This is a genomic window from Mesorhizobium quangtriensis (assembly GCF_040081925.1).
GTDB lineage: Bacteria > Pseudomonadota > Alphaproteobacteria > Rhizobiales > Rhizobiaceae > Mesorhizobium_K > Mesorhizobium_K quangtriensis.
This window is the reverse complement of sequence record NZ_JBEBMF010000001.1, coordinates 1684996-1709852: the sequence shown is the minus strand read 5'-3', so window position 1 is coordinate 1709852 and position 24857 is coordinate 1684996. Positions and strand designations below refer to the sequence as shown.

The window sequence follows — 24857 nt, the reverse complement described above, 5'->3', positions numbered from 1 at the left end:
GCCGAAATGAACTCCATGGTCATGCAAAACGACATCATCTCCAACTGGGAGCCGCGTCATGCCGAGTTGTTCGGCGTGGAGCTGGTCAAGCTCAACCACCGTCTGATCGAGACGGGGTTGTTCAGCCGCGAGGCGCTGGGGCGCGTCATCGAACGCTGCCCGGCCGAGCACCTCGGCATTCGCGCGCGCGGCACCGAAATCGACGATCCCAAGACGATGGAAGGCGAACTCGGCACCGCCACTGGCCTCGAGGCCATACAGGCGATCGAGAAGGGACGCATGTGGATGAACATCCGCCGCGTCATGGACTGGGCGCCCGAATACAAGAAGCTGCTGGACGAAGTGTTTGGGGAGTTCGAGGCGCGCATGCCCGGGTTCAGCACCTTCAAGCGCAACCTCGGCGTCCTGATCTCCTCGCCCAACGCCAACGTCTTCTACCACGCCGACATCCAGGGCCAGTCGCTCTGGCAGATCGAGGGCAGCAAGAGCGTCTACATCTATCCGCGCTCGGAAATCTTCATCAAGCCGCGCAACATCGAGAAGATCCTGCTGCGCGAGACCGGCGAGGACATGCCCTACGAGAAGTGGTTCGACGACTACGCGACGGTGGTCGACCTGAAGCCGGGCGAAATGGTGACCTGGCCGCTCTATGCGCCGCACCGCGTCCACAACCATGACTGCCTGAACATCTCCGTGACGATGGAGCACTGGACGAAGGAAATCTGGAACTCCTATGCGGTCCACTACGGCAACGGCGTCCTGCGCCGGACTGTCGGCTTCAAGAACGGCTCCACCACGGCGCGCGGCCTGCATGTCTATCCGAAGGCAGCCGCCGCCTTCGCGTGGAAGAAGTTCGGCAAGCAGATCGACGGCGACGTGGTGAAGAAGCGCGATTTCCGCATCGACGCCAGCTCCAGCCTCGGGCGCACGAGCATACGCTGACGGCGCCCCTGCCGGCGGGAAGGACGAAAGCATTGTCGTCGATCGACCAGTCTTCATTCCGGCTCGATGCGGATGTGCGTATCGAGACGACGTTCGACTTCCTGTCGGATGAATACCGCGCCTTCTACGGGCCGGATCGGGCAACCGCGTTCCAGGCGCCGCTGTGGATGGACATGGTCCACCGGCGGCTCGCGCCAAACCTCGGTGCGCAGCAGCGTACGCTGACCGTGCGCAGCCGCGCCGATCGCTCCCTCATTGCCCTCATCCCGTTCGTGCTGCAGCGCAGCCGTGGCATCCGCATCCTCTCGCCCGCCGATTTTGGCGTCTGCGACTACAATTCGATCGTGGGCGACCGGAGCGCGCTTGCCGCCATCGCGGCCGACCCCTTCCTCGTGAGGCGGATCGAGGCCGAACTGAAGAGCTGCGACATCGTCATGTTCCGCAAGGTGCGCGACGACGACTTTGACGTCGGGCTGCTCCTGCGCAAATCCACCAGCAGTCCGACCGACAACGCGGCCTACCACAGCGACGTCGGCGACGATTTCGAGGAATGGCAGCGCCGAACGATCCGGCGCAAATTCTCCAAGGAACTCGGCCGCCTGCAACGGCAGACCGACCGCGAATTCGGCGGCTATGAGCATCGGCTTACGGCAAGCGCCGACGAGGTGCGGCATGCGTTCGATATGCTGCTCACCTGGCGCTCAAGCCGCTTCGACGGCGATCTGCTGAGCAACCCGGTCTATTTCGACTTTTACCGTGACTATGCGATTGCCGGTCTGGAGAGCGGCGAAGCCGCCACCTATGTCAGCTACGTCGCCGGACAGCCCGCAGCGCTGCTGTTCGGCCCAACCGGCGACGGCGAATTCCATGCCGTCCTGATCGGCGCGGACATGGAAAAGCTCGGCAAGCAGTCTCCCGGGATTCAGCTCATCTACCAGGTCATCAAGCAGCGCTTCGCCCAGGGCCATCGCAGCTTCGACATGGGCCTCGGCAACACCGGCTACAAGACGCATTTCCGCGTCGAGGAAACGCAACTGCGCAACCATACGAAAACCTTTTCGGTGGCAGGATACGCCGTGGCGCAGATCTACCATCGCGCCAAGCCGGTGAAGAACTTCCTGAGGACCTACGCACCGAATGTCCGTTGAAGAAGGCGGCGACAGCCGCGCCTCCGGCCTCGCCGGGCGGCTGAGGGCGCTTCTCAGCAATCCGGCGCTGCGCGGCATCGCCGGCGTCTTCGTCATGAAGAGCTCGATCATCGTCGCGAATTTTGCGCTGATCATGCTGGCCGCGCGCGTCCTCGACACCAACGGCTTCGGCGTCTTCTCCATCCTGTTTGCGGCGGCCGGCCTGTTCTGCATCGTGGCGACCTTCGGCCAGCAGGTCGCCCTGATGCGCTGGTGGAACGAATACACCGCCGCCGGCGATCCCTCGACGCTGAAAGGCGTGCTGATGTTCAGCGCCCTGACCGTGCTCGCCGGCTGCATCGTCGTCGGCAGCGGCTTCTTCGCATGGACGGCGCTGACCTACGGGGTCCTGCTCGCCGCCGCGGTGACCGCCTTCATGGTCCTGCAGGCGACTGTCATGACATCGGCGCATCTGGTGCGCACCGCCATCGGAGTCGGCGCAGGCGACGGCTACGGCAATCTCATGATCTCCGTACCCGCGCTCGTCTATCTCGCCATCGTGCTGGCGACCGGGGCGCATACCGGCGTAGGCGCCATCTTCTTCCTCTTCGCCGCCGGTGCCGCAGTCGCTATCGCGCTACATGTGGTGTTCCTGCGCCGCAAGATCGCCGCGCTCTATCCCGATTTTGCCTCGGTGAGGCCACGCTACCTGCCGAAGGAGTGGCGTTCCCGCTCCTTCAAGCTCTGGATATCCAACGGACTGGAAGCTGCGAACCAGTATCTCGACGTGCTGATCATCGGCTACCTGATGAGCCCGGCGGTGGCCGGCGCCTATTTCGTAACGACGCGGCTCGCCAACGCTTTTGCCACCGCGTCTGACACGATGCACATGTTCTCCACCCGGCACATTCCCGACCTCTACTATCGCGGCCAACTGAAGCAGCTCAACGCCCTGCTTGACTGGGTGGCGGGCCTGACACTCGCGGTGATCGTTGCAGGCATGGTCGTCATCCTCGGCGGCGGGCAATTCTTCCTCAGCATCTTCAACGCGGCCTACGTGCCCTACTATCCGGCGCTGGTCGTGCTCTGCTTCGGGACCGCGGCGTTGGCAGCGGCCGGGCCGTCGGGCTCGATCCTGATGCTCACCGGCCACGAAGGCCGCTACCTGCGTATCATCGCGGTCTCGGTGCTGCTGCGCGCGATCGGCTTCTTCGCCCTGATCCCGTCCTTCGGCATCATGGGCGCCGTCTCGGCAACGACGATGTCGTTCATCCTCATGACCGCCCTCCTCCGCCACTCCTCGAAGAAGCTGACGGGGCTGGACGGATCCGTGGTGCGGCTGGTCGGCCTTCGCGGCCGCAGGGCGGAAGCTTCGCCGGCAGAGTAGTTTGCCAGCGCCCGCTCATTCGCCAGCGATAGCTCAGAAGTGCTGGCGAATCTCTTCGAGCAGGTCGTCGTTGGCCGCATCGCGCATCGAGGCCAGGCTGCGGTTGTCGAGCAGTTCGGCGACGGCGTGGCGCACTTCCATCATGATGTGGCGGACTTCGCAGGTCGCCTCGTCGCAATCCTCGCAGCGCTGGTACTGGCTGCGGCTGGCGCAGGGAATCGGCGCGAGCGGCCCATCGAGCACGCGCACCACATGGCCGATCTTGATCTCCGCGGGCGCCCTGGCGAGCCGGTAGCCGCCTTCCTTGCCCTTGCGGCTCTGGACGAAACCGGCGTTGCGCAGTTCGCCAAGAATCGCGTCGAGGAATTTCTTGGGAATGTTGTTCTTCGCGGCGATGTCACCGACGAAGGCCAATTGTCCGGGGGGCATGGTGGAAAGGTACACCAGCGCCTTCAGCCCGTATTTGCCTTTTTTGGTAAGCATAGCCCCAGAACAGCCCGTTCGTCGTCGCCCGCCACGACCTTTGGTTTTGTTTGTGTGCAAATGAGGGCCGCGCGGCCTCGCTTAACCCTTGCACGCGACGATTGAAACCCCGATCCGTTGCTATTTCGCGTCTGTCGGCAATTTCCGCGCAACAGTGCTGTTTCCTCCGCAGCCGGAACCTTGCTCGATCTCGCCAATTATTCTTGCCGCTCGTCTCGGGTTTGGAACGAATGCTGCTAACAATTGATACCGCCAGGAAAGCCGCGCGCCGGGCAGCACTTGTCTATGTCAGCGACGCCGAGCCGGGCTTCCGAAGGCGCAGAAGCGGCACGGGCTTCACCTATCTCAGGCCAAGCGGCAGTGTGGTGGCGGACAGCAAGTCATTGCGCCGCATAAAGGAACTGGCGGTTCCGCCGGCTTGGACCGACGTCTGGATTTCCCCTGATGCCGAAGGGCATATCCAGGCTACCGGGCGCGACCAGCGCGGACGCAAGCAATATCGCTACCATTCCCGATGGTCCGAATGCCGCGACGAGGTCAAGTATTCGAGCCTCGCCGACTTCGCCCGCCTGCTACCCAAGCTACGCAGGAAGATGGATGCCGACCTCCGGATCAAGGGCCTGCCCCGCGAACGGGTCATCGCCTCGATCGTCTGGCTGCTGGACAACAGCATGATCCGCGTCGGCAACGCGGTCTATGCGCGCGACAACAAGAGTTTTGGCCTGACTACGCTTAAGAGCCGGCACGTGGAGGTGGTGGGAGCCAAGCTCCGCTTCGCGTTTAAGGGTAAATCCGGAAAAGAATGGAAGCTGCAGCTGGTCGACCGGCGCATCGCGCGTACCGTGCGCGCCATTCAGGACCTGCCCGGTCAGCACCTGTTCCAGTACATCGCAGAAGACGGCGCGCGACGGATCGTAACTTCGCAGGATGTCAACGAATACATCCGCGACGCCACCGGCGGCGAATTCAGTTCCAAGCATTTCCGCACCTGGGGCGGCACGGTCAGGGCGCTTTCGCTTTTTTCGGAGATACCGCTGCCCGAGACGAAGACCGCCACCGCACGTGCGATGAACATCATCGTGGACGAGGTGGCCAAACATCTCGGCAACAGGCGGGCCGTCTGCCGGAGATGCTACATCCATCCGCTGGTCATCGCCTCTTGGCAGGAAGGAAAACTCACCAAGGAACTTGAGAAGGCACTGCGCTTCAAACGCAAGAAGCCCGGCCTCGACGCAGAAGAGGCACTTGTCCTGCGCTGGCTGGAGATGAAGATGGCGTGACCCCGCTCACATCAGGTCGTATTCGATGAAGCCAGTGCGCTTCGCGACGCGGTCGTAGAGGCGTCGCGCCGTCCCGTTTGTCTCGTGCGTCATCCAGTAGACATTGGCGATCCTGACCCTGCCCGCCTCGGCCTTTACAGCCTCTATCAGCGCCTGCCCAACGCCGGAGCCTCGCGCGGCTTCATCCGTGAACAAATCCTGCAGGTAGCAGTTGTTGACGAGGGACCAGCAGGTTCGGTGATAGAGGTAGTGAACGAGCCCGACCGTCCGTCCATCGATCAGCGCGATAAAACCCTTTGGCTCGAACTCGCCGGGATCGAACAGCCGCCGCCACGTCGTCGCGTAGACCTCCTCGGAAACGGTCGCCTTGTAAAAGACGAGATAGTCCGTCCAGAGGCGACGCCATTCGGCATGGTCGGCCTGCTGGAGCGGCCGGATGGTGATATTGGACATCTGCTTTCTCCTGAGCGAACCCACCCGCGTTCATCGCAGAGAAAGCCCGACGCGTCGATACACACGAAAAACGCCTGAAACCCGCTACTCCTGTGGCGTGAAATAATCTAACAATTGGCTGTCGAAACATCCGGGGACTGGTCATGAAACGGAAATACGTGAAGCCGACTCTCGATCCCAAGGGCAAGCTGTCGTCGATCACCGCGCAGACGCAAGGTAGTGCCGAGATCGGTACTCCAAGCGATATCCGGCTGAAGTCGGACATCGAGCAGGTCGGCGTCGCGGCCAACGGTTTGCCGCTCTACAATTTCAGATATTTCTGGAGCGATGCGGTCTATCAGGGCGTTATGGCGCAGGACGTGCTCAAGGCATTTCCGGAAGCTGTCGTCACCACGGCGACGGGCTTCATGGCCGTCGACTACGACATGCTCGGCCTGGAGATGAAGCGCGTCCACTAGCGGTCTGGCCACGACGCCGCAGTATGCTCAGCCGCGCCTCACCTCGTAAACCGGCTTGCCGTTCCTGTAGGTCGTCCTGATGGCGAACCCCTCGCCAAGGCGCATCCTTCCAAGCGGGACGGACTGGTCCGGCATGATGAGCGTCGCGTCGTCGTTGACGAACACCACCACATGCTTGCGAACGGGGAGAAGCTGCTTTGCCCAGCGTTGAAGATCCGAAAGCAGCTTGGGCGCCTTCCAGGCGTCCGGTCGCGCCGGATCGACCTGCGCATACAGAAAGCCGGTTCTCGGAAACTGCGTCAGGATGATCTTGGACGCTTCCGGTTTCCAGTAGTCCGCGATGCTCTTGTTCTCGATCCACTGGCAGAAGAAATCACGGCACATCTGGGGCCGGTCGTCATAAATGGTGCAGCCGACGCCGATCGTGCAGTGTTCGCACCATTGCCCGGGCGGTTTGCCCAGCACCGAGATAAGCGGCAGCTTGCAACACATGTTGCAGGTGCCGCAGCTGCGGGCCGAGATGGCTGTGCCTGCCGATGAAAGAGAAATCGTATTCTCCCATTGGAAATGAACAGGACAATAGAATCACGCCGCCGCGCGGTCCAGTGAATTGCCCAAGAACAGAAGTCTACCGCCACATAGGCGGGAGATGAATGGTGCTGCCAGAGAGGATTAAAATCTCAATTACTTCAATACCATCAATAACTTACAAGATATTTTGTGACATTGTGACGGTGATAAGAATGCGTGCTACATGTAAATGAGAGCTATATGTCATAGCTTTTGATTTCCGCCCAGAACCAACCCGGGATTGGAGTGCGCCCCTTGGGGCGGACAAGTGATCAGGCGGCGTTTTGACCGGTCTGCCGGATGTCGATCCTCGAACTGAATGCAGGCGGGTGGCGGCCGTCTGCGGGTAAGGGCGTATCCGGAACAGTGACGGTCGTCGCATCGCGCGCGGTAACGCCGCGATGATGGCCGATCTCAAGCTGATACTTCAAGCCCGATTCCAAGACGGACGCGCTCCGATCCGAGGGCAAGACGGCCATGTTCGTCGCTGTCGAGTGCACGTTGGCGGGTATCGTCGCCGTGGCCGACCCGGTCAAGGCAACGACCGTAGAAGCGATCCGGGCGCTGCACACGACAGCCTGCGCATCATCATGGCGATCGGGGACAATGAACTGACAGCGCGGGCTGTCGCAAGTAAACTCGGCATCAATGAGGTCCGCGCCGACATGCTTCCGGACAGCAAGCAGCAACTGATCGACGATCTTCGCGCAAACGGGGCGAAGGTCGCTACGGCCGGCGATGGCGTCAATGACGCGCCCGCGCTCGCCGCAGCCGACGTCGGCATCGCAATGGGCATTGGTGCTGACGTGGCCGTCGAGAGCGCCGGGATCACGCTGGTAAAAGGCGACCTTAACGGCATCTTGCGCCCCCTCAAGTTGAGGATATAATTCCATGAAAGAAACCACTCTTTGTTCTGCGCCTAACGCAAAATCACCTGCCGGGGCAGATATCCGTTTCATAATGGACGGCGCTACCGGGAACATGATCCACAGCACTGTGCCTGCTGGTCAGACCAATCGAGCCACAATTCACGCTACGGTCAGTGAGTTTTGGTATGTGTTGGAGGGGGCAGGAGAAATCTGGCGAAGGGACGAGTCAGAAGAGCGTGTGACGGCGCTCGTCCCCGGTGTGTCTGTGGACATACCAGTTGGAACGGCCTTTCAATACAGAAACGTTGGTGACACCCCGCTCAAGTTCATTTGCGTCACTATGCCTCGGTGGCCGGGGGATCATGAAGCGTCGCATCTGATTGGTGCGTGGGAGCCTTCCATCTGACGGGATATACCTGGAGTCGGCTTCGGGTCACTTCGGGAGTTGGTTAGTTGACACCGAGCGCTGAACTGGCATTCGCGGTCGGAGCTACGAAATCATGCGCCATGAACTAAATTACCTTGCGGGCCGTCAGAAGGCTAAGCCCCGGAACAAACAACGCGGCATTCCCCGCGTCGAGGCATCGCGTCAGCGAGCCAATGGATAGGTTTGGGGCGACTTTCGATAGGCTTCCTCGCACCGAAGTGAGCAGAACCACGGACCCTCCGGACGTTGGCGTCGATAGGTTTCATATGGCGCGTGCATCTTGCAAACCGGATCGATCCAGGCAGGATCGGGGGACGGTGCCAGTTCAATTTCATAAAGCGAGATTTCGTTCGCGACAGACCTGATGGCGACCTTTCCGAGAGCGCGCAGCGATATCCCGGTTGCCGCAGCCGCGTCGGCCACTGGCTGAGTAGCGAGCAGTTGCCCTGGAGACGCAAGCGACGCAATCCGTGCAGCAATATTCACTGTCGAACCAAACAGGTCATCCGATCGCCATATGACGGGCCCATGATTTATGCCCGTTCGAGTCAGAGGCAAGCGCGGTTCTTGTCGGCAGGCGTGCAGCAGTTTTCCCAGCGCTTGGATTGCCATTTCCGGCTCGGGAAATGAAAGCATAGCTTCGTCGCCGATCCATTTGATCGGCGGCTCATAGGCGCTCAGCGCGTCACCGACCATGCGCTCAAAGATCTCTAGCACCTGAACCGCGGATGCATCGCCGTAGACGTCTGCGATGGCACTGAACCCGGAGAGATCGATAAATGCGACGGTGGCCGATGCTCCAGTAGAATTGCCTGTCGCACTCGCATCTTTGTCCATGGAATTCACCTAGTGCTTCTAGCAAGATTTGACGATGACAAGCCGCCCTACCTGCTGGCTTAAGCCACGACTCTTGTCGCTCAAACACCAACAAGGAGCCAGATGCCGGCAACGACAAGCATAGTCCCCGATAAACGTGGGATCAGCCGCCCTGTCGGAAGCGTCTTCTCGAGCAGGATGAGAATTGCGAGACCCCCTATCCAGACTATGTTCATGACGCCGCCGACGAAAAGCAGCGCCATCAACGCCCAGCAACAGCCAAGGCAATATATGCCGTGGTCGATACCGAGCCGCAGCGCGCCAAATGGATCGGAACGAAATCCGCCATGGCTCGACAAAAATGCGATCGGCGCCTGGCATTGGTGCAAGCAGGCTTCTTTGACCGGCGTCCATTGATAGAGACCAGCGCCAATCAGAACGAGACCGCCGACCGCCGAATTGGCGGTTGCCATCATCGGCGTCAGCAATGCCATACTGGCCAGAAGCCATTGGAAGAGGGTCGCCCCGATACTGAAAAATACCCAGACGAGCACGTAGCCTGAGAAGAACCATCCCGTGGGTGCGAAGAGTTTGCCTTCGATACGCGCCTTGCGGCCAACCAAGGCATACAAGAGCAGCATCGGAGTCACCGACGGTGTCATCATTCCTACCATCATGACCGCCCACATCGTGAAGATGAAGCCGAAATCGGCCAGTGTCCATGCTCGGAAACCAGGCGCAATGGCAGCGCCCATATCCATTCCCGGCATATCCATTTCCGACATGTCCATGCCGGGCATTTCCGCGCTCGCATCATCAGGCGCCGGAGCGCCTGAGCGACCCATTTCATAGCCAAGATGCAGCAAATAGGCCCAAGCCAGCAGCGTAACGATGACAAGTGCTATTGCGACGACGGTGCGGTCGCGCCTCAGTATAGCCTCTAGGGCTGTGTCGCTCACGGTGTCAGTGCACGATGCCACTTTGGGATAGGTGGATATGCGCGAACTGGCCATAGGAGTCAGATAGTTCGAACTTGATCGGGCCTGTTGCCTTTGTCCAGCCGCGGCCCATTTCCGCAAGCGAGTATTCAAATCCATGCGGGAGATCGATGCGCGCGCGATGTTCGGCACCAGTGACCGGATTCTTGATCGGTTCGCCGTGGCCTTCGGTCACGCCCGGCACTCTCAATCTGGCTGTGCGCGCATCAATGTCGACCTCGAAGTCGATGGCAGCGAAGATCGGATCGTGGACGTTCTCCAGCGTGGTCGAGAAGACCTGGAAGACGGTTGCGCCAGGCTCGGTATCTTCGCCCGACAGGATCCGAAGCAGCGCGTGCCTTTGCTCATCGGTTGCTCGCTCGTCGACGATCACCGCGGCCTCGCCACGGCCTTCGTGTATGGCGCCTGGCCAGCGAAAAACTCCGGCAAATCTTATGCCGTCGAGTCTGGTATGGCCGTGATAGCCCTCATCGATTTCCATGCCAACGACGGCCTGGCAGAATCCGTGCGTCGGCAGGGCATTGAACTGGCAAGGACATCCATACGCACAGTTGCAGTTGGTGAACTCGCGGGCTTTGATCATCCACTTGATGTCTGGCATGGCTTCCTCCTGAAGCGCTGCCGGAACACGGAGCGACGGCGTTGCGCCACACATCGACATTACGCTGGGGAAGTCAAAAATGAAAGCGGCCTGATACGCTTTCTATTTGGGTGCGCGGCAAAATATCCGATCGCCGTTCGCTAAGCATGCAGAGGTTACAATCCCAAGAATTTACCTTGTAGCTCTTCCGTCAGGTTCTGAGGCCGTCCAGACCAGACGGTCTTCCCCTTCTCCAACACGACGCATCGGTCCGCAACGCCGAGCACCTCGTCCATCGTCTTGTCGACCACCAGGATAGCCTGGCCATCCGCCTTTAGTTTCCGGATCGCGTCCCAGATATCCTGTCGGATGATCGGCGCCAGCCCCTCAGTTGCTTCGTCCAGGATGAGCAGGCGCGGATTGGTCATCAGTGCGCGGCCGATGGCCAACATCTGTTGCTCGCCACCTGACAGCGTCTTCGCATGTTGGCGTAAGCGCTCACCAAGGCGCGGGAACAACGACTTCACGGCGCCGAGAGTCCATTTGCCCGCTCGTGCCGACGCGACGAGGTTTTCCTGGACGGTCAGGTTAGGGAAGCAGCGCCGACCCTCCGGCACCAGGCCGATTCCCAACCTCGCGATGCGGTGCGGCGGTAGGCCGCTAAGGGCCGCGCCGGCAAACTCAATGCGGCCCATTCGTGCAGGCGTCATGCCGCATATGGACCGGATAGTGGTCGTCTTGCCCATGCCGTTGCGGCCCATGAGGGTGACAACCTCGCCCTCACCGACATTGAGGTCGACGCCGAATAGGGCCTGGCTCGGGCCGTAGAATGTCTCAATGGCGGACACGTGAAGCAGCGTCATGCTGCTGCTCCCAGATAGGCCCGCCGAACGTCGGGATGGTTGCGGATCTCATCCACCGTTCCGGTGGCGATGACACGCCCGTAAACCAGAACGGAGATGCGATCGGCCAAGGCGAAGACCGCGTCCATGTCATGTTCTACCAGCAGGATAGGGACCTCTGCGCGCAAGGTATCGAGAAGCCGCGTCAGCGAACGAGAACCTTCTGGCCCCATGCCGGCCATCGGCTCGTCTAGCAGCAGCGCCCTGGAGCCCAGCGCCACCGCAATGGCGATCTCAAGCTGCCGCCGCTCTCCATGCGAAAGTTCCGCGGCGGGAACGGAGGCGCGTGCCGCGAGACCAACCCGATCAAGCGCGTGTCTCGCAGGATCGGTTAGCCCTGTATCGGCTATAACGTTGCCGAAGAAGCGGAAACTTGACCCCTGGCGGCTCTGCACCGCGAGCATGACGTTGCGCAACGCCGAGAAGTCCAGCGCAAGCGAAGATATCTGGAAAGTGCGGCCGAGGCCAAGTCGGGCGCGCGCCGCTACGCCGAGCCCGAGCACCTCTTTCCCCAGGAAACGGATTGAGCCGGCATCCGGCCTGATGCCTCCGCAGACCTGATGGATTAGCGTCGATTTCCCGGCGCCGTTGGGACCAATCAGCGCGTGGATCTCCCCCGCCCGAAGGTCGAGGTCTACATTGTCAGTCGCTTTCAGGCCGCCGAAACTCTTCGAGAGATTCCGGATGTCGAGGATTGCATCAGCCATGGCGTGCCTTTCCTGCGATCAGGCCGACAATCCCGCCTCGTGCAAACAGCACGACACCAAGCAGGATGAAACCGAGGAAAAACTGCCAGCGCTCGGTCACCCCGCCAAGCATCGATTCGAGCAGCACGAAGAGGATCGCGCCGGCTACCGGCCCGAAAAGCCGGCCCGTGCCGCCAAGTATGATCAAAACAATAAGTTCGCCAGACATCTGCCATGACATCATCGACGGGCTAACGAAGCGGTTGAGGTTGGCAAAGAGAGTGCCGGCGATGCCTGTGATGACCGCCGAAATGACAAAGGCGGCAAGCCGGATCTGATACGGCCGAATGCCCACGGCCGCGACGCGCGTTTCGTTCTGCCGGGCTGCTTGCAACGCCGAGCCAAACCGAGAGTCGCGGATACGCCAGACGAGCAGGAGTGCAGCCAGCAAGAGGCCATAGCTGACGAAGAAGAAGCTGAGCGGGGCGGCGGTGTTCAGCCCGGGGAAGGCATTTCGCACGCTTATCGATAAGCCGTCCTCGCCACCGTAGGCTGGCCAGGAGATCGCGAAATAATAAACCATCTGAGCGAAGGCCAAGGTGATCATGATGAAGTAGACGCCGCTCGTGCGCAGGCTGATCGCCCCAATGGGCAACGCGACCACAGCGCAGACAAACGCCGCGACGAGCCAGATCACAGGCATTTGGTCAGATACGGGCAGTCCGAGCAGCGTCTCGGAGTTCATGGCATGAGTGGCAATAATGCCGGCGACATAGCCACCGATGCCGAAAAAGGCGGCGTGGCCAAACGAGACGAGCCCGCCGAACCCAAGCACGAGGTTTAGGCCAACGGCACCGAGCGCGAGGATCGCCATGCGCGTCGCGAGCGTCGAATAAAAGGGCTCATCGAGCCACACCGCCACGAGTGGCACCACAGCCAGCAACAGCATCAGGACGAGATTGAGCAATCCCTCGCGTCTCATGTTCAATCCTGCGCCGAAAACAGGCCCTTCGGCCTGAATGCGAGAACGATGGCCATCAAGACGTAGATTGACATCGAGGCTAAAGCGGCGCCGATGCCGGCTGCCTGCGCAGGTCCAATCGCCGCTGCCAGCATCTGTGGCAGAAAGATGCGCCCCAGAGTGTCTGTCACGCCGACAAGCAACGCACCGACAAAGGCGCCTTTGATGGAGCCGATCCCGCCAATGACTATGACGACGAAGGCGAGGACTAGGACCGGCTCACCCATGCCTACCTGCACCGACTGAAGCGCGCCAACCAGAGCACCGGAGAAGCCGGCGAGCGCCGCTCCGAGCGCGAATACGACAGTGTAGAGTGTGCTTATGTCAACGCCGAGTGCGCCGATCATCTCTCGGTCGGACTCCCCTGCCCTGATGCGCATGCCCAGACGCGTCCTGGCGATCAGAAGGTAGAGGCCGAGGCCGACTGCCAAGCCGGCAACGATGATCATAAGCCGATAGATGGGGTAATGGACGCCACCCGGTAACGCGACGGCGCCTCCAAGCTGCGAGGGAACGTTGAGATAGAGCGGAAAATCGCCGAAAAGCCACCGCACGGCTTCGGAGAAAATCAGGATCAACGCGAACGTCGCCAGCACCTGATCGAGATGATCGCGACCGTAGAGGCGACGGATCACCGCAACCTCGACTATGGCGCCGACACCAGCTGCTGCTACCAAGCTGGCAAAGAGGCCCAGCCAGAAAGATCCAGTCGCCGCTGCCACCACCGCACAGGCGAAGGCGCCGATCATGTAGAACGAGCCGTGCGCCAGATTGATCAGCCCCATGACGCCGAAGATCAGCGTCAGTCCGGCAGCCATGAGGAAAAGCATGACGCCGAACTGGAGTCCGTTGAGGAGCTGTTCAAGAACAAGGGCTGTTTGCAAGGTGCCAGCGCCGATCAGGTCATGGGAGGCAGCGAGCGCTGCCCCGCCTTTCCTTAGAGCTTGCAGTCCTTGGCGTAGGCGTCGCCGTGGTCAGTAAAGGTAGTGGCGAGGATCTTGTTGGTAAGGACTCCTTCATCGTTCTTGATCACCTCACGCACGTAGAAGTCCTGGATCGGATGATGGTTAGTGTTGAACTTGAACTTGCCGCGCACGGAATCGAATTTCGCCTCGGTCAAGGCCGCACGGAAAGCGTCGGCATCCTTCACATCCACGCCGGCGGCCACGGTCGCCAGCAGCGTTCCCGTGTCGAAGGCTTGGGCTGCATAAATTGAGGGCAGTCGGTTGTATTCGGCCTTGAACGCTTCGACGAATTCCTTGTTCTTGGCGTTGTCGAGATCAGGTGACCAAGAGGCAGTGTTCTTGGCACCGAGCGCTGCGTCCCCGATGGCGCCGAGCACATCCTGGCTGAACGAAAAACCCGGGCCCATGACAGGAATATCGACGCCCGATTGGGCATATTGCTTCATGAAGGCGATGCCCATGCCGCCGGGCAGGAAGAAGAACACGGAATCTGCACCCGATGCGCGGATCTGTGCGATCTCGGCGGCGTAGTCGGTCTGGCCGAGCTTGGTGTAGACCTCGCCGACCAGTTCGCCCTTGTAGTAGCGCTTGAAGCCGTTGAGCGAATCCGTGCCGGCCGGATAGTTCGGCGCCAGGATGAACATCTTCTTGATGCCCGCCGTCTGGGCGTAGTTGCCAGCCGCCTCGTGGAAATTGTCATTCTGATAGGCGACGTTAAAGTAGTTCTTATCGCATTTGGCTCCTGCCAACGGCGACGGTCCTGCATTCACTGACAGATAGAACTTGCCTTGGGCGACCGCGTTCGGGACGACGGCCATGGCAAGGTTGGACCAGATGATCCCTGTCAGCACATCGACCTTGTCGCTCTGAATCATCTTGTCGGCGATCTGGACGGCGAGTTCAGGCTTCATGGCATCGTCTTCGGTGACGACCTCGATATCCTTGGAGCCGGAAAGCTTGAGCGCCAGCATGAAGCCGTCGCGCGCATCAACGCCCAGTCCGGCGCCACCGCCAGACAGAGTTGTGATCATGCCAACCTTCACGGGCTCTGCGAAAGCGATGCTTGACGAGCCGAGTGCAAGCGCCAATGCGCCTGCTGCAAAAGTGGTCTTCATTCCGGTCTCCCGTTTTGTTGTTTGTTGAACCTGCAAAGTGCCGAAAAGACGCTGGCTTGGAAACCCCTACCGGGCACTCCCAAGTCGCATACGAGGCGCATCAGCCCAACAGGAGGGAATTGGTCCGAGAGACACGGCAGCCCAACGGGGTGGGCCCCAGCTCTGTTATGGAACGCCAAAACTCGATAGGATGGCTGTCGATCTCTCCAAGGCCTGGAGGCGGCTCTCAATGTCGCGGTGGCATCCCACATTGCCGGAAACATCTCAAAACACGGACAGCGCCCTGAATACCATTGCTCGGGTCCGTCCACACTGGGGGCGGATGGGCATTACCCGGGTCGCGAACGTTACAGGACTGGATCGCATAGGCATACCCGTGGTTATGGTCTGTAGGCCAAATGCACGTTCCCTGGCCGTGTCACAGGGCAAGGGCATCGACTTGGATGCAGCCACGGCTTCGGGCCTGATGGAGTGCGCGGAGCTCTACCACGCTGAACACATCGAACTCCCTCTGAAGCTCGGGAGCATGGCTGAACTCTCCCATTCGCATCGGTTCGCTGAAATCGAAAGGCTTCCGCGCGTCAATGGCCAGCACTTTAACAGGGACGTGGTGACGCTATGGGTTGAAGGCAGGGAAATAATTTCCGGCGAGACGCGTTGGCTGCCGTTTGAGTGCGTGCGAGCGAACTACACCGTCCCCCCTCCTCCCGGCAGCGGTTTCTTCGACTGTAGTAGCAATGGTCTTGGTTCCGGTAACTCCTTGAACGAAGCAATCCACCATGCGATTTGCGAGATCGTTGAACGTGACGCGACAGCGTTGTGGAACCGCATGCCGGCTGCCCGCCGCCGGCACAGTGGCGTGGACCTCGACAGCGCGCCTGACGGCCAGTGTCGCGATGTCCTGAAGAAGCTCGCATGCGCGGACTTCGACGTAGCTGTATGGGAAATAACCTCGGATGTCGGGGTGCCCGCCTTTTTCAGTCTGATTGCTGATGGCCGTGATCGAAGCGGCCATTGCGGGATCGGCGCGGCAGCTCACCCGGTCGCCGAAATCGCCTTGCTGAAGGCACTGATTGAGGCCGCCCAGGTGCGAACCACTTACGTATCCGGAGCACGCGACGACTTAGCTATTGAAGAATATGGAGAAACGTACCGAGAGAATCGCCGCCGACACGCGGACAGATTGCTGGCTGAGCGTTCCGCTACCAAGCAGGTCGCCTGCCTCGGGCATACTCAACCGCAAGGAGTTGCGCAGAGTGTCCCTTGGCTAATCGAAAGGTTGCGGTCGGTAGGCGTGACGGAGGTCATCACCGTTGACCTCACAAAGGAGGACATTGGCCTCCCTGTTGTCCGTGTCGTAATCCCTGGCTTGGAAGGCCCTGATGATCATGACGGCTACGTTCCAGGGGCACGAGCTGGCCACATGTCGGGCGCGGGACGATGAGAACTATCATATTTTGTGGGCCGACTCTCAACGCCCAAGACATCGATACATACGGTAGCTTCGAATTCCGCCCGCCGGTGCGCCAGGGTGACCTTTATGCCGTCACTCGTGAAGTTCCGAAGGTCATCGGAGTCATTGACGGCTACTTCGACGGTCAGCCTGCGGTCCTGCACAAGGAGATACTCTGGGCTTTGAAGCAAGGGATCGCTGTATTCGGCGCATCCAGCATGGGCGCCCTGCGTGCGGCTGAGCTTCATCCGTTCGGTATGCGGGGCGTCGGCCGCATTTTCGAGGCATATCGCGACGGCGAACTCACCGACGACGACGAGGTGGCGCTCATCCATGGCCCGCCGGAGACTGGTTACCTCCGCCTTAGCGAGCCCATGGTCAACATTCGAGCCACACTCGAGAAGGCGGTCGAGGAACAGATTGTCGATCCTGACGCCGCGGCGCGCCTTTCGGCTTCGGCTAAGGCGCGCTTCTATCAGCTTAGAAATTGGCCCGATCTGATCGCGGAATTAAGTGATCCCTTGTTGGCGGAGATTTTTTCGGCATGGCTGCGCACCGGAATGATCGACCGGAAGCGTGAAGATGCGCTCGAGTTGCTGAACCAAGTGGACGCGTTTATCCGCAGCGGCGCCGCCCGGTCGCCAGCCACCTTTCATTTCGAATGGACCGAGAATTGGCACAATGCGCCCTGGCGCAGCGAAACGCGGGGAATGGATGGCGGGACCACGACTGAAGAGGAAGCGATCCTCGACGAGCTTCGGTTGCGAGGCGACTATGCTCGGGTGCGCCGGGAAGCCCTGCTTCGTGTGCTGGCACGCAACCGGACCAGTGGCGCGCCCGATCGCGCTGCTTTCAGGCGTGCCATGGACGAATTCCGCACGCTACACGGGTTGATGAAACAGACAGACGTTGTCGAGTGGGCGCTAGAGAATGGAATCAACCTTGCCGGTCTCGAGCGCGTGATCGCGGACGATGCGGTCGTTGAGACGTTGGCGCGGGACCGCGACGCCGAACTGCATCAGGGGATGCTCGACCGTTTGCGTGAACTTGAACTCTATGCCTGCTATAGCAAAAGTGCGCTCGCCAGACGCCGCCTGCGGTCGTCAGGCGCTCCGCTTCCGCGCGCCATGCTGGCGGCCTGGTTTTTCGAGAAACGACTTGGTCGCCCAACTCCTCAAGACGTTGCCGACTATGCTGCCTCGATCGGATTATCCAACGTCGATAGGCTCTATGAACTAATCGCTTCCGAATATACTTCTTCAGCCGAGCAAAGATGGGAGAAAGACACTGGCTTGACTGACGAAAGATCGCTAACATGACCGCGCACCAAAAGGTGCTGAAGCCAACATGACGTGCATGCCTCGGTCCACAAGTGGGGTCCAGCGTGGCGGGTGGAGGGAAAGGGTCCTTATCCGGAAACGGGACGCGCTTCAGGCTGTTTGCCCAGGCGCCCTTCCTGATGCCTTTTCGCCATCCCGAAACTATCATCGTATCATCGCCGGCAGGGTCGGTAGGCCCGGGTCCAAGCGACGACCGCATGTATGTCGTCGATCCGATCGGTAAGTCCCTTGCCTATGGCTTGGCCGAGAATTGGCGAGGCGACCCGCTCTATCTGATGCCGCCCTGGCAGGGCGATTCATTTCCTCCTGCCATGCCCGACCGTGACGGACATTTCGACCATATTGCACCCGAAGATCCAGAGTTCGAGGCCGCGCATCTGTTCGGCTCCGTGCGTTTCACGCTCGACGTCTGGGAGAAATATTTCGGCCATCCGATCGACTGGCATTTCAGCCGCGACCTCGAGCGGCTTGAGCTAGTGATACAGCGCAACCTCCTTGAAAACGCCTTCATGGGCTACGGCTTTCTGGAAGTCGGCATCCACGAGGCGCTCGACGGTATTGAGCCCTTCAGCTTGAATTTCGACGTTGTCGCACATGAGGTCGGGCACTGCATCGTCTATTCGGTGATCGGCGTGCCCGACCCTGGAACAGAGGGAGCCGAGTACTACGGCTTTCACGAGTCCGCCGCAGACCTCACAGCGCTGATAGCTGCACTGCATTTCGATTCCGTGATCGACGAGTTGCTCGAGACGAGCCACGGCAATCTCTATACGCGCAACCTGGTCAACCGCATTGCCGAACTGACCGGCAACAGTCAGATCAGGCTTGCAGCGAACCCGCTCTCGCTACTCGATTTCGTGCACGGTTGGCACGACGAGCATGCCTTGGCGCAGCCGCTCACCGGGGCGATGTTCGACATCTTCGTCGATCTCTTCCACGAGGAACTTGTGGCGCGCGGCTTGATAACTGCGGATCAGGAGGACCTTTCCGACAGGGTTGAGGATAGCCTCGACTATTTCCACATCGTCCAGCCGATCTTTGACGAGGCATATGCCGCAGCGCCCGAGACGTTTCGCGAGGCGCTGGTCGCCTCACGCGACGAACTGGGTATGCTGCTGGCCGAAACCTGGCGCCGCCTCTCCCCGGAAAATCTGAGCTACGCCACCGTCGGCAGCACGCTGCGCGCCGTCGATGAGATGATAACCGGCGGGCGGTGGCGGACCATCATCGACGTGAACCTGAGGAGACGGGCGATCGGTCGCGCGCAGGTAGGGCCGCGGCTGAGACCGCCCGGACCACACAGTCACTTTGATCTACCGAGGGTGTTTGTGCCAGCGGTTTAGATTTTCCGCAATCGAAGCGCTTGTGCTTCGCGATTGTAACGAGCTGATCTAACGGGGAGATGCAGATGCCTGAGACCCTACTTAGTCCCTCAAACGTCCTCTTGTTCGGTAGGGAAATGGGGGATCTCGCGATAACCATCGCCGAACCGCCAGGTTCGGAGCGAGTGAGGCACGCATCGACGGCACAAATCGATCTGGGAAAATGGCCCTCAGTAATCGATGGTTATAGGATAAAGCCAGGAAGGCCAATCTTCCTAAAAGATCAGCAAAAAGAATCTGAAAATGGACTATATGTGAATACTAGAGATGACATATTCGAAAAATATCTCCCCGATTTCAATCAGGAAATTGATTTTTACTACGTAGTCGTTACCAACGGAATCGCTAACGAAAATAAACTATTCAAAATAGATAAGAGTGGAAAAGTTGATGACGTTAATGGAGATTCACGTCATGGTCCGTTCAATCAAGATAGAATTGGCTTTAAGAGCCAGTTGGAAAGCCAATTAACATCAAATTTTTCTAGATTTGCACGCATATACGCTTTCAGTTACGAGGGGTATTTCTACGAACTCCCTCGCCCAATCCTGTTCCTCGTGCATGGCAAAGGTTTGCCCGCATCTGAAGCTAAAATCGGCGGCAATGGCAGACCGCGACCTGCGCGAGCGCCTGGTGAACCGTCTCTAACGGGGTTGGGCGCAGCGGACTTTCAGTTCGCAGATGAATTGATGGTCTGGTCCTACGACAAGGCCGACTACACGATCCGCATGGATGTCGAGACCGGCATGTTCGAGGACGTTCTGCTTGCCGCAATGCTCGGCGGTGGACCGGGCGGCATGGATTCGGCGGGCATGAATGCGCGCGGCATGAACGCCAGAGGAATGAATGCGCGCGGCATGAACGCCAGGGGAATGAACGCGCGCGGCATGAACGCCAGGGGTAGCGGTAACAGCGATTGACCGGAGGACACTAACGGAGTTCCATTGTTCCACGTTTTCGCGGGCTGCTGGTCCGCACAACATCCTCGGCCAACTAGCGTTCGCCCCAGACCATGTCGAGGATCGGAGTCGCTTCTGGGTCGACGACGCGGAAGCCCAGCCGCATGTAGAGACCGATGGCGCGATTGATGCGAACGACCGACAGCGAGACGGTTCGTTCCTCGCCGGCGGCCTTGTCGAGCAGTCCGCTGATCAGACAAGTGCCGACCCCCCTGCCGCAATATTGCTCGAGAAGTTGCAGCTGCGCCAAATTGTAGTCGGTGTCGCGCTCCGTAATCTGCATCCAACCTATGTCGCGCCCATCGACGATGATGATGCTGGTGTCGGCGGCGGTAAACGAGCGGCGCAGCGCCGCCCGGCGTTCTTCTTCGTTCCAGCGCGAAAATTGCAGCATGAGCGGCCTCATCGCGTCGATGTAGATCGACTCGGCGAACTGGTAGTCTTCGGGCGTCGCCCCTCTCAAGGCGTATTGCGGACCCTGCTCCATCAATCAAATCATTCTATCCATCGGCCGTATTCGCAAGCTGATTTTCTTCGCCGCTATAGGCCAGCCCATTTGCATGATATGGTTCCTGAGCAACTTGCTTAAGGCTGCCAACGACGGCGGAAGGCGCATGGTCATCGCGCGGACGGAGACGCTCAATCGCAGGCTGTCAGCGATTCTTTACGCTGACGTGCACGGTTACAGCCGGCTTATGGACCATGACGAGGCAGGAACCGTTGTCCGCCTGACACGCTCGCTTACCCTAATTCGCAACCTCGTTAGCGACTATGGCGGATCCGTCGTCAATACAGCTGGCGACGGGTTGGTTGCGCTCTTTCCAAGTGCAACTCTGGCATTGGACTTCGCCGTCGAAATGCAGCGGGAAATGTCGCACGAGGCTGTCTGGTCGGGCGATCAGGAACCTATCGCCTATCGGATCGGAGTCACGATCGGAGACACGATCGCGGGAGACGGCGGCGTCTACGGCCATGGCATAAACATGGCCGCGCGCATTCAAAGTCTCGCTTCGCCGGGTGGTATATGCATCTCGGGCTCCGTCCAACAGTTCGTTCGCGCGCAGCCGGAGTATTCCTTTCGGTCGCTCGGCAAGAAGAAGCTGAAGAACATCGAAGACGAAATCGAGGTCTTCGTAGTCGATTTCGACCTGGCCCATCCAGAGGTTCCGGCATCGCCGTTGTCGGACATGCCCATTGCTCAATTGAAGCATTCGACGCCCGACAGTTCGCTGGCGGTTCTTCCCCTCGAAAATGTGTCGGGCGACTCTGCTGACCTCCATCTCTGCCAAGGTGTGGTCGCGGACCTGATATCCAATTTATGCCGCTTTCGAAACTTGATGGTAATCGCCAGGCACTCGACGGTGGCCGTGGCCGCACACACGAAATCTCTCCGTGAAATAGGCAATCAGCTTGGGGTGCGTTATCTGCTTTCTGGCAGCCTCCAGCGTGCTGGCAACCGGCTGCGGGTCGCCGTCGACCTCATCGAGGCTCAGACTGAGAACACGATTTGGTCAGAACGCTACGACGGCGGCATCGAGGACATCTTCGCCTTCCAGGACGACGTAACCGCCACGACGGCGTCACGACTTGCAGTCCATATCGACATGGCCGAAAAGCGACGCCTGACATCACAGAACTACCCAAACCTGCATGCCTACGGCCTGATCCTGCGTGGGCAGGACCTCAGTTTCCGATTCCGCCCGGAGAGCAACTGGCATGCCCGGCGCCTCTATGAGCAGGCACGGGATCTGGACCCCAACTACGGACGCAGCTACGCAGCTATCTCGCGAACATTCAACGTCGAATGGCGGTATGCTTGGACCAAAGATCCAGAACGCGCGTTGAACGAGGCGCTTAACCTGGCGAACCTTGCCGTCCAGCATGACGACCTTGACGCGCGCGGCTACTCCGAGATGGGTCTTGCCCACCTCTACAAGAAGGAGCATGGGCCAGCGATTGCCGCATACGAGCGCGCGCTGCAACTCAATCCCAACGACGCCGATCTTCTGGCGGAAATGGGCGATTGTCTCGTTTACGTTCGGCAGGCCGAACGCGCTGTCAAACTGATTGAGCGGGCGATGCGCCTCAACCCATATCATCCCGACAACTATTTCTGGTATCTCGGCGATGCCTATTTTCATCTCGGTGAATACGAGAAGACCATCCAGACCCTGAAGAAGATGCGTGACGCTTCGGAGGGTCATAGGCTAATGGCCGCCAGCTATGCATTGCTAGGGAAAGATGACGAAGCCGGGAAGCACGCCCGTTCGCTTCTGCAGGTCCACCCGAACTTCACCATTGATCGATGGAGAAAGGTCCCCCCGAACCAATACCCGGAGGATCTTGAGGTATTTGTCGAGGGGCTTCGGAAGGCTGGACTGAGTTAGCGGGTCGCTAGCCACCTTGCGATCAGAAAAGCCAACAGATCGCGCCGACGCCCGGAACTGCGCCGAGGAAAGGGTCAGCTTTCCGCGACCTTCGTCGCTCCTGACGTTGCCCCCAAGTCTTATCCAGTTCTGAGTTCGTTTCCGGCTGTGGTTCTGCCCTGCTGGGCGGCTGAAGCCGCGGGCGCTTGCGCGGAGCCTTTGGCATAGCGCAGCGCGAGCGACCGTCGCGGGGTGAAGGTTCTGGCGAACTCGTCCGGCGTCTGCCAGGCTATCTGGGAGTGCGGCCGGGCCGTGTTGTAGTCGGCGCGCTACAGGGCGGTTGCCACGCGCGCCTGGGCCAACGAGGTGAACAGCGTCTCGTTGAGCAGTTCGACACGCAGCCGACCGTTGAAGCTTTCGATGAAGCCGTTCTGCATCGGCTTGCCCGGCGCGATGTAGTGCCATTCGACGCGGTTCTGATCGGCCCAGGCCAAAATGGCGTTCGAGGTAAACTCGCTGCCATTGTCGCTGACGATCATCCTTGGCCGTCCCCTCTCGGCAACGAGCCCGTCCAGTTCACGGGCGACCCGCATGCCCGACAGCGACGTATCGGCCACCAGCGCCAGGCATTCTCGCGTGCAGTCGTCGACGATCGCCAGGATGCGGAAGCGACGCCCGTCTGTGAGCTGGTCCGACACGAAGTCGAGCGACCATCGCTCGTCGGGGCGCAGCGGCACCAGCATCGGCGCCCTGGTTCCGATCGCCCGCTTGCGCCCACCACGCCGGCGAACAGCAAGCTTCTCCTCCCGGTAGAGCCGGAACAGTTTCTTGTGGTTCACGACGAGGCCTTCGCGCCTCAGCATCACGAGAAGACGCCGGTAGCCGAACCGACGACGCTCATGCGCTATCGCCTTCATCCGCTCCCGAACCTCGCGGTCGTCGGGACGGATGGTCTCGTAGCGAACCGTCATGCGGCAGCAGCCGATGGCTTTACACGCCCGCCGTTCGCTCATCCCGAAAGCACCCTTCAGACGAGCGACAGCTTTCCGCTTGGCTGCGGGCGTCACCATTTCTTTCCCACGAGATCCTTCAGCGCCGCATTGTCGAGCATGGCGTCGGCCAGCAGACGCTTCAGCCTCGTGTTCTCGTCCTCCAGCGCCTTCAGCCGGCGCGCCTCCGAGACGTCCATCCCGCCGAAGCGGGCCTTCCAGTTGTAGATCGAGGCGTCGCTGACCCCGTGCTTGCGGCACAAGTCGGCGACCGAAACCCCGGCCTCATGCTCCTTCAGAATTCCGATGATCTGCTCTTCAGAGAAGCGGCTGCGCTTCATGTCCTGGTCCTCTCAATGGGCCAGAACGAACTCGGATGGAACTGACCGCCGTCGCAGTGGCTTTGGAATTTCTGAAGCCGGATGAGCCCGAACCGATCATGGTTTACTGCGACAGTCGGCAGGTTCACGATGGAATGACCGAATGGGTGCCAGGCTGGCTCGTTAAAGGCTGGAAGGGATCGAACGGCAAGACAGTCAAGAACCGGGACCTCTGGGAGCGCATCTTGGCGGCATCGGAAGGAAAATCCATCGAATGGCGGTGGGTTCGCGGCCACGCGGGTCATCCCTTCAACGAGGAAGTGGACAGGCTGGCACGAGAGCAAACGGCAATTGCTCTCCCAGCGTCTTACGGGTTTGCGGCGTGAGGGCGTACCATCCTGTGTTGGGAGAAGTGCGGGACGACAACGGGCGCTGGCATACCGGCTGGCTCCCCTTTGGCGAACTTGCAGAACTCGTTGGAACAACCACCAGCGACGTGGTGAGGCGACTCGTCGTCCTCGGTGTGCTGGAGCATCGAGATAATCGCCATCGGCTGACCGCAGTTGCAAGGCAGAAAGGATATGGCACAACGTGGCGGTTCAAGGACGGTGACCGGCGTCTCGAATGGGATGTGATCCTGCCGGATGGTATGGTGCTTCTGGTACAGAATCTCGAAGCGACAAACCTGCCTCTCACCCGGACAGAACAGCTATACCGGCAGGGCTTGTCCCTTCGTGCCATAGCGAGGGAGGAAGGCGTCACCTTAAAAGCTGTGCAGAAGCGGCTTGATTCAGTGCCTCCACGACTGACGAACTGGCCGGTATTGGGAACATGGCACAATCCCGAGATTGCCGACAACGACAACACTGACGACCATCGCGTATGTGCAGCATGAGCCTTGTAGACTGCTAGAAGCCTTTTGCTGAAAGGGTGTGGGTGACGACCGATCCGCTATTTCATGAGGATCGT

At 60.0% G+C, this 24857-nt stretch carries 25 protein-coding genes and 2 pseudogenes; 14 read left to right on the top strand and 13 right to left on the bottom strand.

Annotated elements, in window-relative coordinates; genetic code table 11:
* Nucleotides 1-6: 6 nt before the first annotated feature.
* The 3 genes from ABMA32_RS08350 to ABMA32_RS08340 are packed head-to-tail and all read left to right on the top strand — an operon-like array spanning nt 7 to nt 3456.
* Complete coding sequence (locus tag ABMA32_RS08350; protein ID WP_349013232.1) at nt 7-942, top strand: hypothetical protein; 936 nt, start codon at nt 7-9, stop codon at nt 940-942.
* Between the two features lie 32 nt (nt 943-974).
* Nucleotides 975-2090, top strand: a complete 1116-nt coding sequence (locus tag ABMA32_RS08345) for a GNAT family N-acetyltransferase (RefSeq protein ID WP_349013231.1) — start codon at nt 975-977, stop codon at nt 2088-2090.
* Nucleotides 2080-3456 (top strand): lipopolysaccharide biosynthesis protein, encoded by a 1377-nt coding sequence (locus ABMA32_RS08340; RefSeq protein WP_349013230.1) that lies wholly within the window; start codon nt 2080-2082, stop codon nt 3454-3456. Before ABMA32_RS08345 ends, ABMA32_RS08340 begins: the two co-directional genes overlap by 11 nt.
* Before the next feature lie 33 nt (nt 3457-3489).
* Here the strand turns inward: ABMA32_RS08340 and ABMA32_RS08335 are convergent, their stop codons facing one another.
* Nucleotides 3490-3939 carry an RrF2 family transcriptional regulator gene (locus ABMA32_RS08335; protein WP_349013229.1) on the bottom strand — a complete coding sequence of 150 codons (450 nt, stop codon included), beginning with the start codon at nt 3937-3939 and terminating at the stop codon, nt 3490-3492.
* A gap of 230 nt (nt 3940-4169) precedes the next feature.
* On the opposite strand from ABMA32_RS08335, the gene ABMA32_RS08330 reads away from it, so the two are divergent.
* On the top strand, nt 4170-5219 hold the full coding sequence (locus ABMA32_RS08330) for a DNA topoisomerase IB (protein WP_349013228.1): 1050 nt from the start codon (nt 4170-4172) through the stop codon (nt 5217-5219).
* Between the two features lie 6 nt (nt 5220-5225).
* Here ABMA32_RS08330 and ABMA32_RS08325 read toward each other — a convergent pair whose 3' ends face one another.
* Nucleotides 5226-5672 (bottom strand): GNAT family N-acetyltransferase, encoded by a 447-nt coding sequence (locus ABMA32_RS08325; RefSeq protein ID WP_349013227.1) that lies wholly within the window; start codon nt 5670-5672, stop codon nt 5226-5228.
* 143 nt (nt 5673-5815) lie between these two features.
* Between ABMA32_RS08325 and ABMA32_RS08320 the strand changes: the two genes are divergently transcribed.
* A complete protein-coding gene (locus tag ABMA32_RS08320; protein WP_349013226.1) occupies nt 5816-6130 on the top strand; it encodes a tail fiber domain-containing protein in 315 nt (104 codons plus the stop codon).
* 27 nt (nt 6131-6157) lie between these two features.
* Here ABMA32_RS08320 and ABMA32_RS08315 read toward each other — a convergent pair whose 3' ends face one another.
* Entirely contained in the window at nt 6158-6622 is a 465-nt protein-coding gene (locus ABMA32_RS08315; protein ID WP_349013225.1) for a hypothetical protein, read from the bottom strand.
* 405 nt (nt 6623-7027) lie between these two features.
* Between ABMA32_RS08315 and ABMA32_RS08310 the strand changes: the two are divergent.
* Both ABMA32_RS08310 and ABMA32_RS08305 read left to right on the top strand, forming a co-directional pair.
* A pseudogene (locus ABMA32_RS08310) lies at nt 7028-7578 on the top strand (HAD-IC family P-type ATPase); the annotation flags it as partial.
* A gap of 13 nt (nt 7579-7591) precedes the next feature.
* On the top strand, nt 7592-7975 hold the full coding sequence (locus tag ABMA32_RS08305; RefSeq protein ID WP_349013224.1) for a cupin domain-containing protein: 384 nt from the start codon (nt 7592-7594) through the stop codon (nt 7973-7975).
* A 183-nt stretch (nt 7976-8158) separates the two neighbouring features.
* On the opposite strand, the gene ABMA32_RS08300 is transcribed toward ABMA32_RS08305, so the two are convergent.
* From ABMA32_RS08300 to ABMA32_RS08265, 8 genes are all read right to left on the bottom strand, one after another.
* Nucleotides 8159-8833 carry an adenylate/guanylate cyclase domain-containing protein gene (locus ABMA32_RS08300; protein ID WP_349013367.1) on the bottom strand — a complete coding sequence of 225 codons (675 nt, stop codon included), beginning with the start codon at nt 8831-8833 and terminating at the stop codon, nt 8159-8161.
* Nucleotides 8834-8913: 80 nt separating this feature from the next.
* A complete protein-coding gene (locus ABMA32_RS08295; protein ID WP_349013223.1) occupies nt 8914-9771 on the bottom strand; it encodes a DUF2182 domain-containing protein in 858 nt (285 codons plus the stop codon).
* Nucleotides 9772-9775: 4 nt separating this feature from the next.
* The gene (locus ABMA32_RS08290) at nt 9776-10411 is read right to left on the bottom strand and encodes a DUF1326 domain-containing protein (RefSeq protein WP_349013222.1); all 636 of its coding nucleotides are present in this window, start codon (nt 10409-10411) and stop codon (nt 9776-9778) included.
* 155 nt (nt 10412-10566) lie between these two features.
* A complete protein-coding gene (locus ABMA32_RS08285; RefSeq protein WP_349013221.1) occupies nt 10567-11253 on the bottom strand; it encodes an ABC transporter ATP-binding protein in 687 nt (228 codons plus the stop codon).
* Nucleotides 11250-11999, bottom strand: a complete 750-nt coding sequence (locus ABMA32_RS08280; protein ID WP_349013220.1) for an ABC transporter ATP-binding protein — start codon at nt 11997-11999, stop codon at nt 11250-11252. Before ABMA32_RS08280 ends, ABMA32_RS08285 begins: the two co-directional genes overlap by 4 nt.
* A complete protein-coding gene (locus ABMA32_RS08275) occupies nt 11992-12960 on the bottom strand; it encodes a branched-chain amino acid ABC transporter permease (RefSeq protein ID WP_349013219.1) in 969 nt (322 codons plus the stop codon). Before ABMA32_RS08275 ends, ABMA32_RS08280 begins: the two co-directional genes overlap by 8 nt.
* 2 nt (nt 12961-12962) lie before the next feature.
* Nucleotides 12963-13883: a branched-chain amino acid ABC transporter permease gene (locus ABMA32_RS08270; protein ID WP_349013218.1), complete on the bottom strand. Its 921-nt coding sequence runs from the start codon at nt 13881-13883 to the stop codon at nt 12963-12965.
* A gap of 53 nt (nt 13884-13936) precedes the next feature.
* Nucleotides 13937-15079: an ABC transporter substrate-binding protein gene (locus ABMA32_RS08265; protein ID WP_349013217.1), complete on the bottom strand. Its 1143-nt coding sequence runs from the start codon at nt 15077-15079 to the stop codon at nt 13937-13939.
* 190 nt (nt 15080-15269) lie between these two features.
* Here ABMA32_RS08265 and ABMA32_RS08260 point away from each other — a divergent pair, with 190 nt between their 5' ends.
* The 4 genes from ABMA32_RS08260 to ABMA32_RS08245 all read left to right on the top strand — a co-directional run bounded on the left by ABMA32_RS08260 (nt 15270) and on the right by ABMA32_RS08245 (nt 20174).
* Nucleotides 15270-16523: a YcaO-like family protein gene (locus ABMA32_RS08260; RefSeq protein ID WP_349013216.1), complete on the top strand. Its 1254-nt coding sequence runs from the start codon at nt 15270-15272 to the stop codon at nt 16521-16523.
* Nucleotides 16520-17851, top strand: coding sequence for a TfuA-like protein (locus ABMA32_RS08255; RefSeq protein ID WP_349013215.1), 1332 nt, complete (start codon nt 16520-16522; stop codon nt 17849-17851). The genes ABMA32_RS08260 and ABMA32_RS08255 overlap by 4 nt, the downstream gene beginning before the upstream one ends.
* Before the next feature lie 140 nt (nt 17852-17991).
* Nucleotides 17992-19215, top strand: a complete 1224-nt coding sequence (locus tag ABMA32_RS08250) for a gluzincin family metallopeptidase (protein ID WP_349013214.1) — start codon at nt 17992-17994, stop codon at nt 19213-19215.
* 65 nt (nt 19216-19280) lie between these two features.
* Entirely contained in the window at nt 19281-20174 is an 894-nt protein-coding gene (locus ABMA32_RS08245; protein WP_349013213.1) for a hypothetical protein, read from the top strand.
* Between the two features lie 73 nt (nt 20175-20247).
* On the opposite strand, the gene ABMA32_RS08240 is transcribed toward ABMA32_RS08245, so the two are convergent.
* Nucleotides 20248-20700, bottom strand: coding sequence for a GNAT family N-acetyltransferase (locus ABMA32_RS08240; protein WP_349013212.1), 453 nt, complete (start codon nt 20698-20700; stop codon nt 20248-20250).
* 127 nt (nt 20701-20827) lie between these two features.
* On the opposite strand from ABMA32_RS08240, the gene ABMA32_RS08235 reads away from it, so the two are divergent.
* Nucleotides 20828-22600 (top strand): tetratricopeptide repeat protein, encoded by a 1773-nt coding sequence (locus ABMA32_RS08235; protein ID WP_349013211.1) that lies wholly within the window; start codon nt 20828-20830, stop codon nt 22598-22600.
* A gap of 119 nt (nt 22601-22719) precedes the next feature.
* Here ABMA32_RS08235 and ABMA32_RS08230 read toward each other — a convergent pair.
* Nucleotides 22720-23909 (bottom strand): annotated as a pseudogene (locus ABMA32_RS08230) (IS3 family transposase).
* A gap of 35 nt (nt 23910-23944) precedes the next feature.
* On the opposite strand from ABMA32_RS08230, the gene ABMA32_RS08225 reads away from it, so the two are divergent.
* A complete protein-coding gene (locus ABMA32_RS08225) occupies nt 23945-24274 on the top strand; it encodes a ribonuclease H family protein (RefSeq protein ID WP_349013210.1) in 330 nt (109 codons plus the stop codon).
* A 26-nt stretch (nt 24275-24300) separates the two neighbouring features.
* Nucleotides 24301-24783, top strand: a complete 483-nt coding sequence (locus tag ABMA32_RS08220) for a hypothetical protein (RefSeq protein WP_349013209.1) — start codon at nt 24301-24303, stop codon at nt 24781-24783.
* Nucleotides 24784-24857: the final 74 nt, after the last annotated feature.